We start from the raw sequence: 13,518 nt of genomic DNA on the forward strand, positions 1-13,518 counted from the left end.
CGAATATAGTTCAGATCCCAAGAGCGGGCGGGGTACAAAACGAGGAGATGGAATCGGTCGACGGCGGGACTCCCTGCCGTCGACCTGGGGCAGCATGAAGTTGCGGCTCACTCTCCGGCGGGGACCCCCGGATTCTCAGCGGTCAGCCCGCGCCCTGGCCCTCGCGGGCCACCTCCTCCATAATCCTGGCTGTCGGCGCTGCCGTCATCAGCTGCCCGATCACCTCGGGCTTGTCCCATACCTGGCTGCGCAACTTGTCCAGAAAGCCGGTCGCGGCGTCCTTGGCGTCGAATTCAAGGAGCACGCCAACGCTGTTCTGGTCCTCGGTACCCCGAACAAGCGAACAGACCGGGGGCCCGAGGCTGCGCGGGCTGCGGGTTCGGTGCCGAAGACTCTCCTAAAAGCCTCGTAGCCCCGGACCGGGTAGCTAATCTGCAGCGTGATCATCGTCGTTCCTTTCCCTCGGGCGGCGCCAAGCTAAACGTCGGACCGCTGAAACGGCGGCATTCGCACATACGATCAGAATGAGCGGACTGCTTGGGGCGATGACTGAGTCCCGCCAACCGAGGCGCTGGCTGCTTCGCCGTTCCTGCGCACGACGCCGCACGCCCGGCCAAATTCCCTTGCCAATCGTTCCGATAATCGACGTTACGTCAAGCTGAAGTGATCCGATTGCAGAATCTGCAGATTAGGACCCGCTGATACGCACTCCCCGGTTTCGGCTGCCTGGACGCCGAAGTCCGCGCCGTTACAGGGATCCGGGGCTGTCCGGCGGCGCGCTGGGCAACAGCCCCGGGCGTGTAATGGTCAACGGGTTCGAGGTGCCGTGCAGCCAGATAATTCCGCTGATTTCCAGGGGTTCCTTGACACTGATTCGCATTTTATGCATTCTGAGAGCATTATTTGCAGACGCATCGGAGGCATGGTGGACCCCCTAGAGGGCCAGCTGATCAGGCTTCCGCTGCGTCAGGGAGCCTTTTCCGCGGACGCGGTGTTCGAGGACATGCTCACGGGCTGGAAACAGCAGCAGCGGGCACGGAACTTCACGGCCGGCACGATCCGGGGACGTGAAAGCCTGGTCCGCCGGTTCGTGGATCACACGGGGCATTTTCCCTGGGACTGGACCGTCGGTGACGCCGATGAGTTCTTCGCCCATGAGCGCTCGATCCTGAATCTGGCGTTCGCCACCATCCGGGCCTACCAGACCCATCTGAAGGTGTTCTGCGACTTCCTGACCGATCCGGTCTATGAATGGGACCGGGTCTGCCTTCAGGGGTTCGGCCGCTCCCCCGCCCAGATCATCACCGAATTCAACCGGGCCCGGCACGCCCAGAACAACGAACAGGCACCCACCAAACGGCCCTTCACCCGGGCCGAGCTGCAAGGCTTCTTCGACCTGGCCGACCTCGAAGTTGAACGGGTCCTGGCCTCCGGGCGCAAGGGCGCGGTCGCCGCCTACCGTGACGCCACCGTGTTCAAAACCGCCTACGCGTGGGGTCTGCGGGCCAACGAGGTCACGCACCTGCAGACCGTGGACTTTTCCCGGAACCGCCGGGCCCCGCAGTTCGGCGAGTTCGGTGTCCTGCAGGTCCGATACGGCAAGGCCCAGCGCGGCTCACCGCCGAAGAGACGCTCCGTGCTGACGGTCTTTGACTGGTCCCCCGCCGTCCTGGACACCTGGATTAGGAACGGACTGCCCTGGCTCGCCCCGGCGGTATCGGAAATCTTCCCCACCGCCAACGGACTGCCGGTGCCCAAGTCCAACCTGCACCGCCGCTTCCGTGACTACATCGACGAACTCGGCTATGCGCCGGGCCTGGACATTCATTCGCTGCGCCGGTCCTACGTTACCCACCTCTTCGAGCACTTCGGCTTCGACCACACCTTCGTCCAGCGGCAGGTCGGCCACGAACACGCCTCGACCACTTCCCTCTACACATCAGTCTCCAGCGACTACCAAACCAGCGAGCTCAACCGCGTGCTCGAAGACATGATCGAGAGGGCCGTCAGGCCGAAGGAGGAACGAGAATGAAACGGGACATCGAATACCGGTGGCGGGCCCGCGAACTTATGGCACGGAACGGCATGCGCAACACCCGCGAACTCGTCGAACCTCTACGGGAACGCGGCATCACCCTCTCCGAGTCACAGATCTACCGCATGGTCAGCCAGAACCCCGAACGGATCTCCTTCCAGCTCCTGGCCGCCCTCTGCGACATCTTCGGCGTCGAAGCGAACGAACTCTTCACCTTCACCGCCGCCGACGCCAGGTCCAAACGCCAAAAGCAGGCCGCCGCCTCCGGGGAGAACGTCGTCCGGTTCGCCGACGCCTACAAACCCGTCAGGGCCAGGATCCTTGACGACGACTAAGCCCGGCACCCGCGGCCGGCCCCGGTCCGAGGGCGACCACCGGTGCGACCGATGCGGACGGATGGCCGCGAAAATCCGCGTGACCTGGCCCGACGGAGCCATCTGCGGGATCTGCTTCACCACAGCCCTGCGCACCCGCGGATCCTGCCCCGACTGCGGAAAAGACAGGCTACTCCCCGGCAGGACCACCGACGGCACCGACATCTGCCGGGACTGCGCGGGCATCACCACCAACATGACCTGCGAGGGCTGCGGCAGCGAAACCGAACGATTCCGCGCCGGCCACTGCAACCGCTGCGTCCTCCGGACCGACCTGGAGGGACTGCTCCACCCCCACACTCCCCCGGACCTGAGCCTCAAACGCCTCATCGGAGTGCTCGCCGGCGCGGGCAGGCCCGAGAGCGTCTACACCTGGATGCGCGGGGCCAATACCAAGGAACTCCTCACCGGGCTCGGCACCCGCACCATCGCGCTCACACATGAGTCCTTTGACGCTCTTCCTGCGTCACGATCAGTGGAATACCTCCGGGAAATGCTCATCCATCACGGCATGCTCCCGGACCGGGACCGCCAACTCGCCGCCTTCGAACAATGGCTGGCGGTCCGCGTCCATGACCTCGCCGAAACTCCTCACATCCAGGCGCCGATCGAACGATTCGCCCGCTGGCACCACCTCAAACGCCTCCGCCAAATGGCCGGCCCGGGAAAGTCGCTGAACACGGCCGTCCGCTCGGCCAAGCAGGAAATCACCGAGTCCGGGAAGTTCCTTGCCTGGCTCGGCGCCGACCATGGACTCGCCGTCGCCGCCACGAGGCAGGCCCACGTGAACGATTACCTAGCGGCCGGACCGTCGACCCGATACGCCATCCGCACCTTCATCGTGTGGCTGATCAAGAACAAGGAGATCGGCAGGCTCGAGATGCCGCGCCGCTACGCCGCGACCAAGCAGCTCATCACCCAACAGCAACGCCTCGAACTCATCCGGCATTGCATCGACTCCACGGCATCGCCCTTGGGATTCCGGGTCGCTGCCCTGATCCTGCTGCTCTTTGGCCAGTCTGTCGGCAAGATCGCCGCCTTGAAATGCGGGGACCTGCAGGCTCTGCCCGAAGGGCTGCACCTGGGCCTGGGGAACGTCCCGGTCTTGGTTCCTGCCCAGATCGCCCCGATGTTCTGGGACTACCTGCACGACCGGCCCAACCAGCAGACCGGCAGCGGCGGGAGCGAGTGGCTCTTCCCCGGCACCCTGCCGGGCCAGCACATCCACGCCGACGCGATGATGGGCCGACTCCGGGCGCTTGGGATCGATCTCGGCGGCGCAAGGAACTCCGCCCTGCGCAGCCTCATCAAGGAACTCCCGCCAACCCTGGTCGCAAACGCGCTCGGCTACAGCTACCAGGTCATCCACAAACACGCGGCCGACGCAGCAGTACCGATGGCCGGCTACAGAACTCAATCCGCACGCGACCAAAACACCCGGAGGTCCAATGACTAGTGCCACCAACGATCAGCAAGAAATTTGCAAGCGATTCAGCGTCACACCGATAGCGCCGCCGCAGGACATGAAAGTCGGAATCTCTCGAAACGTCCGCGATGGCATGCATCCGATCAATGGATTAAGGCATGCTCCCGCCGGCGACGCCACCGGCTGGTATATCTGGGCCGGCGAAGAACTACCCGACGACCCCGACTTCTTCGTCCCCGTGCATGTATCCCATATAAGCGATTGGTGCCCTCACGTCCTGGCCTACCTTGCATTGCCTCCTGGCTGGCGGTTCCTACTCGCCCCTGGACACGAGGACGTCTGGTTCGACCGCTCGATAGTTCACCCCTGAAGACGGTCAGGTCGCCTTAGCTAATTTGGCTGCTCGAGCGTTGAGATTAGGACTCAGCCGGATAAGTGCAGTTCCCGCTTGGCGCGTGGGATGAGCCCTAGAGACCTCCCTCCAGCCCCGTTCCAAAGCCAGGCGGCCGGATCGCCCCGCCGGCTCGCGGGCGCGATCACGGTGCGGTTATCTCCAGCCACTCCAGGCTGACGCGTTACAAGTCGGCCGTTCATACGCTCCTTGACACCCCAACCCAATGCGGGATATGTTCTATCTCACACCCACTAACGCGCGTTAGTAACGCGCATCAGTAGGTGCGGCTAGACTCTCATCCAATATTCACCCCTAATTACTAGACATCGGACGGTCAATGGAGACGAACCCACGGCAGGCCAAAGTGACGATGCAGGATGTCGCGAACCATGTCGGAGTTTCCCGGACGACTGTTTCCTTTGTCCTTAATGGTGGAACGGGGAACGGAATTCCAGAAGAAACCCGTGACCGCGTCCACCAGGCTGTGAGCGAACTGGGCTACCGCCCGAATGCGGGAGCCCGCGCGTTGGCTTCCAAGCAGACCAAGCTCTACGGGCTGATCACGGAAATCGTGATCGCTCCTTATGCCGCCAACATTGTCCGCGGCGCCGAGGAACAGGCCGCGCGGGAGGGTAAGACGCTTCTTATAGCCAGCACCGACGGCAGCAATGACGCCGACCGGCGGGCCATCGAGACGATGCTCGAGCACCGTGTCGAAGGTCTGATCTACGCCACAAGCTGGCATAGGGGTGTGCGGTTGCCTGCTGTTGCGGAGGAGGTGCCGACGGTCTTGGTTCACTGCTTTGACGAAGCAACAAAACTGCATTCCGTCATTCCGGATGAGGCTCAGGGTGGCTATGTTGCCACGATGAGGCTTATCGGGGCCGGACATGACCGGATAGGGCTCATCAACCTTGATCCCGTCATTCCGGCCGCCATCGGCCGCCGGGCTGGTTATGTCCGAGCACTTGAACAGGCAGGCATCGGCCTGGATGAGAGCTTGGTGATCAACGAGGACGGCGAGGCAGACCAGGGCTACCGCGCGGCAGTTGCCCTCCTGGATGGCAGCCGGCCACCTACCGCGATCTTTTGCGCCACTGACCGCATGGCCATGGGCGCTTACGACGCCATCAAAGAACGAGGGCTCCGTATTGGTGACGATATCTCCGTGGTTGGCTTCGACAACCAAGAAGTCATCGCCAACTATTTGCGGCCCAGCCTGACGACAGTCGCACTGCCGTTCCAGCAAATGGGGGCAACCGGCGTCGCGATGCTGGCCAAACTGGCAGCGAACCGTGATCTGGCCCCGCTCCAACGCATTGTCGAGTGCCCTCTGGTGGAGCGTACATCTGTGCGCCTGCCGGTCGCGGCGTCCTGATTTCCATTCCCCGCTAACCTCCCCACTCCATTTCACTGACGAAACGAGCTCCCTCATGCCCAAAATCCACCCCAAAAGGTCACTGACCGTTGTTGCGGCCACACTGGCGATCGGCGCCCTGGCCCTCACCGGCTGCGGCGACGGAAACACATCTGGAAGCACAGCAAAGGGTGGGAGCGCCTCCAACGGGCTCCTGACAATCCCCCGGGAAGACACCGCAACGTTCACCAGCAACTTCAATCCGTTCTCCCCGAACGCACTGCCGATGACGCAGCAGTCGGTCTTCGAACCCCTGCTGATCGTCAACCCTGTCAAGGGGGAACCGGTCCCCTGGCTCGGGGTTTCGTGGAAAGCAGACGAAGACGGCAAGGGCGTGACCTTCACGCTCCGCGACGGAGTTAAGTGGTCAGACGGACAGCCACTGACCGCCGACGATGTCGTGTACACCTTTGACCTCCAGAAGAAGATCCAGGGAGGACTCGACTATCTGGCCAAAGTCTCGGCCGTAGATGCCCACACAGTGCGCTTCGATTTCAACAAGGCCTACTCCCCCGGACTTTACGAAGTCGGCCAGCAGGTCATCGCCCCTAAGCATGTCTGGTCCAAGATCGCGGACCCGGCAAAAGCCACCAACGACAACCCGGTGGGCACCGGCCCTTACACACAGGTCTCCCATTTCCAGACACAGTCATTTGAACTGGATAAGAACCCCAACTACTGGCAGCCGGAGAAGCAGCAGCTCACCGGCATCAGGATGCTGGCCTTCGCCGGCAACTCAGGGGCCAACCTCGCCCTGCAGAACGGCGACGTGGACTGGAGCGACCAGTTCATCCCCAACGTTCAGAAAACCTATATCGACAAGGATCCGGCACACCGCCACTTCTGGTACCCCACCACCGGTGGCACGATCAACTGGCAGCTGAACACCACGAAGGCTCCCTTTAACGATCCGGTCGTCCGCAAAGCACTCAGCATGGCCGTGGACCGCGATCAGGTCGACAGACTGGGCATGGCAGGCTACACGCATCCGGCCGACTGCACCGGCCTCAGCGACACCTACGCCAGCTGGCGCGACCAGGGCATCGTTGACAATTGCGATTGGACCAAGCTGAATGTCGACAAAGCCAACCAGCTGCTCGATGACGCCGGCTACAAGAAGGGAACCGACGGCATTCGCACCCTCAAGGACGGCAAACCGTTCCAGTTTAAGTTCTCTGTAGGATCGGCATCTTCGGACTGGCTTTCCGTAGGCCAGATCATCTCTAAAAACATGGAAAAACTTGGCGTGAAAGTCGAGGTCAACTCCCCGGACTGGTCCCAGGTCGTGTCCGGCTACACTGACGGATCCTTCGACAGCGGCATCGTCTGGAGCAACGCCGGCGCGACGCCGTACGAATTCTACCGCGGCGTAATGTCACAGAAGGTCGTTGTGCCGGTCGGTGCAAAGGCCAATGAAAACTACCACCGCTTTGGCGACGCGGATGCGACCGCGACCCTGGACAAGCTGGCGGCAACGGTAGAGCCGGCAGCGCAGAAGACCCTCGTCAATTCCCTGGAGGCACGCTTCAATGACGTAGCCCCGGTGATCCCGCTGTTCTCCGGCCCGGCGTGGGGCGCCTACACCGATCAGCGATTCACGGGCTGGCCGAGCAATGACAACCCGTATGCGACTCTCTCGGCACGCTCCGCCACCACAGTGCTGGTTCTGACCTCACTCAAGCCGGCGCAGTAGCCATCTGGTGGCTGTTCGGGGCAACCGGACCCGGACAGCCACCATGGCCGCCGCACAGACGGCACCTGCACCGTTTCCACCTGCCGGACCCGGACCGATCCCCGGGCGGCGCAACAATCATCAAGAAAGAAGCGGAATCATGGTATTCCTCCTCCGCCGCCTGGGGTTCTACATCATCGCCTTCTGGGCCTGCATCACCTTGAATTTCTTCCTCCCCAGGCTGATGCCCGGGGACCCTGTCAGCCGAATGTTTTCCCAAGTGCAGTCTCAGATGCGCCCGGACCAGGTGGATGCGCTCCGGCGGCTCTTCGGCCTGGACGACCGGCCCCTGTGGGAGCAGTACCTCGCCTACATCGGCAACATCTTCCGCGGGGACATGGGCATCTCGCTCTCCCGGTTCCCTTCCCCCGTTTCGGAGGTGATCGCATCACAAATCGGGTGGACCCTCCTGCTGGGCGGCACCGCCCTGGTTATTGCCGTCATTCTGGGCAATTTCCTCGGCATTCTGGCAGCGTGGCGTCGCGGAAAGTTCCTGGATTCGGTCTTTCCCCCGTTGCTGATCTTTGTCGGATCATTTCCCTATTTTTGGCTGGCCATGGCCGCTCTATATCTGTTCGGGATAACCCTGGGCTGGCTGCCCCTGAGCCATGCCTTCTCCACAGGCCTCAGCCCCTCGTTCTCCCTCGAATACATCAGCGACGTAGCCACTCACCTCATCCTTCCGGCCCTGACCATCGTCCTGGTCTCCATCGGCGGCTGGATGCTGGGGATGCGCAACACGATGATCGCCACCACCGCTGAGGACTACATCACGATGGCCCGGGCCAAGGGACTCCGTCCGGCACGGATCATGTTCCAGTACGCGGCCCGCAACGCCATGCTGCCCTCCGTGACGTCGTTCGGCATGTCCCTTGGATTCGTCGTCGGCGGCGCTCTCCTCACCGAAACCGTATTCGCGTACCCGGGCATCGGCTACCAGCTTCTGACCTCCGTCCAGGCGCTGGACTACCCGCTGACCCAAGGCATCTTCCTCACCATTACCGCCGCCGTGCTGGCAGCTAACTTCCTGGTCGACATCATTTACGTACGGCTGGACCCCCGGGTCCGGGTCAGCTAGAAACAGGTCCCCCATGTCACTTACAGACTCAACACCCGCCACAATCACCGCGGCCGGCAACCCCACCGTTCAGATACCTGAACCTCCTTCCCCCGGACGCCTGGTTCATGGAGGATTCGTCCACGGCATCCTCACGAACAAGAAGGCCCTCTTCGGACTGGCCATCCTGGTGCTATTTGCCCTCCTGGCGCTGCTGGCCCCTCTCCTGGCACCGGGGAACCCCTCCGACTTCGGCCCCGAAGCATCCCTGGCACCATCCGCGGACCACCTGCTCGGAACCACTTCCAAAGGCCAGGACGTGCTCGCCCTCACCCTGTGGGGATCGCGAAGCTCATTGGCCGTCGGATTCACCGTAGGTCTGGCGGCGACCTTCATCGGCTGCCTCGTCGGCATAGCCTCCGCGTACTTCGGCAAAGCCATCGACGAACTGCTCTCGCTGCTGACCAACATATTCCTGCTCATCCCCGGGCTTCCGCTCCTCGTGGTTCTCGCCGCATTCCTGCCGCCGGGGCCCGTCACCGTCGTCATCGTCCTGATCATCACGGGCTGGGCAGGCAGCGCCCGGGTCCTCCGCTCCCAGGCCCTGTCCCTGCGCAGCAAGGACTTCGTCGCTTCGGCAGTCGTGACCGGCGAGAAAGCATGGCGCATCATGTTCCGGGAGATCCTGCCCAACATGGCCTCCATCGTGATGAGCACCCTGCTGGGCTGCGTCATCTACGGCATCGGCGCCCAGGCAGGCCTGGAGTTCCTGGGGCTCGGCGACACCGGGTCCGTCAGCTGGGGAACCAACCTCTATTGGGCAAACAACGACGGCGCGCTCATGACCGGCGACTGGTGGGTGCTCCTGCCCTCCGGCGTCGCCATCGCCGTCGTCGCATTTGCCTTGGCCATGATCAACTACGCCGTTGATGAAATCACCAACCCTCGCCTGCGCGTGGAAAAGAAAGGCTGACAGATGGAAACCCTGACTGAACTGGAACGGGGAAACATCGGTCCTGCCGCCGCCGGCCCCGTGCTGAGCGTGAAGAACCTGCAGGTCCAATACACGGCGGAAAGCGGAAACGTCACCGCCGTGGATGGTGTCAGCTTCGACATCGGCGCCGGAGAAGTGTTCGGCCTCGCCGGTGAATCAGGCTGCGGCAAGTCGACCATCGCAAACGCGATCATGCGGCTCCTGCAGACCCCGGCAAAAATCACAGGGGGCTCCATCGAGCTCGCCGGAAGAAATCTCCTGGACCTGGGCGAGGAAGAACTGCGACGTACCCGCTGGCGCGACGTGGCCATGGTCTTCCAAAGCGCGATGAACTCCCTGAACCCCGTCATGACCATCGGAGATCAGATCGTCGATGTCTTCACCACGCACGAAAAAATGTCCAAGCAAGCCGCCCGCGAACGCGCCGTGGAGCTGCTGAAACTTGTCGACATCAGCCCGGACCGCCTCAAGTCCTACCCGCACCAGCTCTCCGGCGGAATGCGTCAGCGGGCAGTGATCGCGATAGCGCTGGCGCTTAAACCCTCTCTCCTCATCATGGACGAACCCACCACTGCCCTGGACGTGGTCGTTCAGCAGGAAATCATGCACCAGATCAAAGAACTTCAGCAGCAGCTGGGTTTTTCCATTCTGTTCATCACCCACGACATCTCACTCATGGTCGAGCTCTCCCACCGCATGGCTGTGATGTATGCAGGAAAGCTGGTCGAGGTCGCTCCCTCCAAGACGATGCTGGACAACCCGCTTCACCCTTACACGAACGCACTGATGGGAGCGTTCCCTCCGCTGACCGGACCGAGAGTGGAGCTGATAGGTATCCCGGACGCCCCGCCGAACATGGCCCATCCTCCCACCGGGTGCCGCTTCCACCCCCGGTGCCCGCTTGCTATCGACTCCTGCCGCACCATCGAACCGCCGCTCCTTCCAGGAGCCGAAAACCACGAGGCAGCCTGTCTGCTCGTACCCGGATATGTCGTCCCCCGCGAAAGGTCACGCCGATGAGCCCCGCATACAGCACCTCATCCCTCCCAGGAGCGGCGACCGCGCCCCTGGTTCAGGTACGCAACCTGAGCAAGGACTATCAGCTTGGAAGTTTCCCGTTCCGTTCGACCGTACGTGCGGTCAACGACGTCTCCTTCGACATCAACCGCGGCGAGATTGTGGCACTCGTCGGGGAATCCGGCAGCGGAAAGAGCACCATCGCCCGGATCCTCGCCCGCCTCGAGCAGCCCACAGGCGGCCAACTCATCCTCGACGGACAAGACATATTTGCCACCGAACGCCGCCGGGCGTCAATGAGATACCGCAGCAAGGTCCAGATGGTCTTCCAGGACCCCTTCGGATCCCTCAACCCGGCACACCGCATCGAGCACTTCCTGACGCGTCCCCTGCAGCTTCACGGAGAAAACGACAGCCCGCGTGCCCTCAAACTCAAGCTGCGTGAACTAATGGCAACAGTCGGTCTGGGCGAGCAGATGCTGGACCGATACCCCCATCAGCTGTCCGGCGGACAGCGGCAGCGCGTCGCCATCGCCAGAGCCCTGGCCGTGGAACCGGAAATCATACTGGCCGACGAACCCACCTCGATGCTCGACGTCTCGGTCCGCATCGGAATTCTCAATCTGATGCGCAAACTCCGCGATGAACGGGGCGTGTCCATGCTCTACATCACCCACGACCTCGCCTCCGCACGCTACATCGCGGACACAACCATGGTGATGTGCGCCGGGGACCTGGTCGAGGGTGGCGAGAGCATCGAGCTGATGGCCGCCCCTCATCACCCGTACACACAGTTGCTGCTCTCCGCCGTACCCGACGCCCGCAGGACCCAGACCGTCCGCCCACCGAAGAGGGACGCCAGAGGGCGGAACGCTGCCCGGGGCACCGGCGAACGGATCACCCTGAGCAAATCCCATTGGGCACTCAAAGTGCCGGAGCCTGCCCACTGACGGTCCCAAATCCGCCGTCCGAGAGGCCGCTTTACCCGCGGAATCAGACCCGCACAGCTCCATTGGCTGCCGAAAACCCAGAAAGAATCCCATGATGAACCCCTCTGCTGGACTGTCGACGACGGGGCGGCAACCTACGCTTTCGACCTCGCCTGGGAACTCCCACCGGTTGCCCCGACGTACTTCCCCACGCTCCTGCACGCCGGGTCGATCGCCAGCTTCCTCGCCCCGGGAGCCGCGGGTGTGAAATCCCTCCTGCAGCACTGCGCAGGAACCAGCACCGTCACCTATGACCCGAACATCCGACCAGAACTGCTCGGCAGCCATGGCGGCCCTCATTCTGGGGCTGCTGACCCGAGGAGGCGAGGGCCTGGCTCCGCCCGTTCTTGAACAGATCGCCCGCATGGCATCCATGGCAGCCGCCATTACGGTGGGCCGTCCAGGGGCGGACCTGCCCTCCTTGGCTGAAATGCAAGCCCTGGTCAGCTGACCTCCACTTTCCGTCTTCAACACCGCGGCCAATCTGACGATCACCGTCAGATCCTGGCCCTTTCCTTGCCCCATTCCGAACCTGAAACGAGTGCACCTCCCATGACGGCCGTGACCACCACACACCCGGAAGCCTTCCGGCCCGCCCTGCATTACACAGCCCGAAACACCTGGCTCAATGATCCCAACGGACTGATCTACCATCAGGGCCTCTACCACCTCTACTACCAAAACAACCCGTTTGGAGACACCTGGGGAAACATGTCCTGGGGCCACGCGACGTCGGAGAACCTCACCGACTGGACCGAACAGCCTGTCGCGATTGCCTGCGACGAGCGGGAGGACATCTTCTCCGGCAGCATCGTATTCGACAGCCAAAACAGCAGCGGACTCGGCACCGAATTGGCGCCACCGCTGGTGGCCATTTACACCAGCGCCTACAAGGCGCCTTCTCCGCTGCACGGCGTCCAGGCGCAATCACTGGCCTACAGTCTGGACGGCGGCTTCACCTGGAAAAAATACGCTGGCAATCCCGTACTCAGCCGCAACTCGGCCAACTTCCGTGACCCCAAGGTTTTCCGCTACGACGGCGGGGCCGGCTCCTACTGGGTAATGGCGGCCGTCGAAGCCCACGACTACAAAGTAGTCCTCTACAAGTCCGAAGACCTGAAAACGTGGGAACACCTCAGTGATTTCGGCCCCGCCAACGCCACCGGCGGAATCTGGGAGTGCCCGGACCTGTTCGCTTTGCCGGTGGACGGCAATCCACTGGAGCTGAAGTGGGTTCTGACGGTGAATCTGAACCCCGGCGGCCCGAACGGCGGTTCAGCCGGGCAATACTTCACAGGAGACTTCGATGGCGTCCAATTCATCTCCGACTCCACCATCACCAGCGGGGAGCAGGACCCCGACCGCCTACAGGAGTACAACTGGCTGGACTGGGGACGGGACTATTATGCCGCCGTCTCCTTCAGCGACGCCCCCGACGGCAGGCGGATCATGGTCGGCTGGATGAACAACTGGGACTACGCCAATCAGATCCCGACTTCACCCTGGCGGAGCCCCATGTCTCTGCCCCGGGAACTCTCCCTGGCCACCGTTGGCGGCCGCACCAGACTAATCCAGAACGTCGTCGAGGAAGCCGTATGCCCCAATCAGGCGCCGGCAGTTCAGGACGGCCCCATCCATCTGGCAGAGGAAACGCGCCCGCTCCCAGCCGCCACGGGCACGGTTCAGCTCATCGAAGCCGAGTTCACGCCTGGGACGGCCGAAGAATTCGGCCTCATCGTTCGAGGGAGCGGCACGGAAGGAACCCGAATCAGCATCAACCCCGCCCAGGGCCGACTCATCCTCGACCGGACCGCCTCCGGCGACACCGGCTTCCACGATGGATTCGCCTCCGTCGATACCGCCCCCATCAGCGCCCGGGACGGCCGATACGGCCTGAAGATCTACGTCGACCACTGCTCCGTTGAGGTCTTCGCCCAACACGGCGAACTCGTGCTTACGGACCTGATCTTCCCGGACGAAACAAGCACCCGAGTCTCCATTTACGCCCGCGGCGGCTCGGCCACATTCGAGAGCCTGAGGATCACTCCCCTGGTATAGGCCGGCATCCCACACGACGCAGCCG

General features: G+C 62.8%; 13 protein-coding genes and 1 pseudogene. 12 read left to right on the forward strand and 2 right to left on the reverse strand.

Features of this window, described 5'->3' with window-relative positions; translation table 11 throughout:
- Positions 1–142: 142 nt before the first annotated feature.
- Positions 143–304 carry a hypothetical protein gene (locus tag AC1DRO_RS14915; protein ID WP_476951411.1) on the reverse strand — a complete coding sequence of 54 codons (162 nt, stop codon included), beginning with the start codon at positions 302–304 and terminating at the stop codon, positions 143–145.
- 444 nt (positions 305–748) lie between these two features.
- Complete coding sequence (locus AC1DRO_RS14920; RefSeq protein WP_476951412.1) at positions 749–880, reverse strand: hypothetical protein; 132 nt, start codon at positions 878–880, stop codon at positions 749–751.
- A gap of 42 nt (positions 881–922) precedes the next feature.
- Between AC1DRO_RS14920 and AC1DRO_RS14925 the strand changes: the two genes are divergently transcribed.
- The 12 genes and pseudogenes from AC1DRO_RS14925 to AC1DRO_RS14980 all read left to right on the forward strand — a co-directional run bounded on the left by AC1DRO_RS14925 (position 923) and on the right by AC1DRO_RS14980 (position 13,493).
- Positions 923–2,032, forward strand: coding sequence for a tyrosine-type recombinase/integrase (locus tag AC1DRO_RS14925; protein ID WP_476951413.1), 1,110 nt, complete (start codon positions 923–925; stop codon positions 2,030–2,032).
- Positions 2,029–2,370 (forward strand): helix-turn-helix domain-containing protein, encoded by a 342-nt coding sequence (locus AC1DRO_RS14930; RefSeq protein ID WP_345450539.1) that lies wholly within the window; start codon positions 2,029–2,031, stop codon positions 2,368–2,370. The genes AC1DRO_RS14925 and AC1DRO_RS14930 overlap by 4 nt, the downstream gene beginning before the upstream one ends.
- A 61-nt stretch (positions 2,371–2,431) precedes the next feature.
- Complete coding sequence (locus tag AC1DRO_RS14935) at positions 2,432–3,865, forward strand: site-specific recombinase (RefSeq protein ID WP_476951414.1); 1,434 nt, start codon at positions 2,432–2,434, stop codon at positions 3,863–3,865.
- The gene (locus AC1DRO_RS14940) at positions 3,858–4,205 is read left to right on the forward strand and encodes an immunity protein Imm33 domain-containing protein (RefSeq protein ID WP_476951415.1); all 348 of its coding nucleotides are present in this window, start codon (positions 3,858–3,860) and stop codon (positions 4,203–4,205) included. The genes AC1DRO_RS14935 and AC1DRO_RS14940 overlap by 8 nt, the downstream gene beginning before the upstream one ends.
- A 361-nt stretch (positions 4,206–4,566) precedes the next feature.
- The gene (locus tag AC1DRO_RS14945) at positions 4,567–5,607 is read left to right on the forward strand and encodes a LacI family DNA-binding transcriptional regulator (protein WP_476951416.1); all 1,041 of its coding nucleotides are present in this window, start codon (positions 4,567–4,569) and stop codon (positions 5,605–5,607) included.
- 55 nt (positions 5,608–5,662) lie between these two features.
- Positions 5,663–7,339 carry an ABC transporter substrate-binding protein gene (locus tag AC1DRO_RS14950; RefSeq protein WP_476951417.1) on the forward strand — a complete coding sequence of 559 codons (1,677 nt, stop codon included), beginning with the start codon at positions 5,663–5,665 and terminating at the stop codon, positions 7,337–7,339.
- A 139-nt stretch (positions 7,340–7,478) separates the two neighbouring features.
- Positions 7,479–8,456 (forward strand): ABC transporter permease, encoded by a 978-nt coding sequence (locus tag AC1DRO_RS14955; RefSeq protein ID WP_476951418.1) that lies wholly within the window; start codon positions 7,479–7,481, stop codon positions 8,454–8,456.
- A gap of 13 nt (positions 8,457–8,469) precedes the next feature.
- Positions 8,470–9,408: an ABC transporter permease gene (locus tag AC1DRO_RS14960; RefSeq protein WP_476951419.1), complete on the forward strand. Its 939-nt coding sequence runs from the start codon at positions 8,470–8,472 to the stop codon at positions 9,406–9,408.
- A 3-nt stretch (positions 9,409–9,411) separates the two neighbouring features.
- Positions 9,412–10,449, forward strand: coding sequence for an ABC transporter ATP-binding protein (locus AC1DRO_RS14965; protein WP_243180738.1), 1,038 nt, complete (start codon positions 9,412–9,414; stop codon positions 10,447–10,449).
- Positions 10,446–11,396, forward strand: a complete 951-nt coding sequence (locus tag AC1DRO_RS14970) for an ATP-binding cassette domain-containing protein (RefSeq protein ID WP_476951420.1) — start codon at positions 10,446–10,448, stop codon at positions 11,394–11,396. Before AC1DRO_RS14965 ends, AC1DRO_RS14970 begins: the two co-directional genes overlap by 4 nt.
- 120 nt (positions 11,397–11,516) lie before the next feature.
- A pseudogene (locus AC1DRO_RS14975) lies at positions 11,517–11,886 on the forward strand (carbohydrate kinase); the annotation flags it as partial.
- 101 nt (positions 11,887–11,987) lie between these two features.
- Entirely contained in the window at positions 11,988–13,493 is a 1,506-nt protein-coding gene (locus AC1DRO_RS14980) for a glycoside hydrolase family 32 protein (RefSeq protein WP_476951421.1), read from the forward strand.
- Positions 13,494–13,518 lie beyond the last annotated feature (25 nt).

This window comes from Arthrobacter sp. P4_F11, from assembly GCF_056401395.1.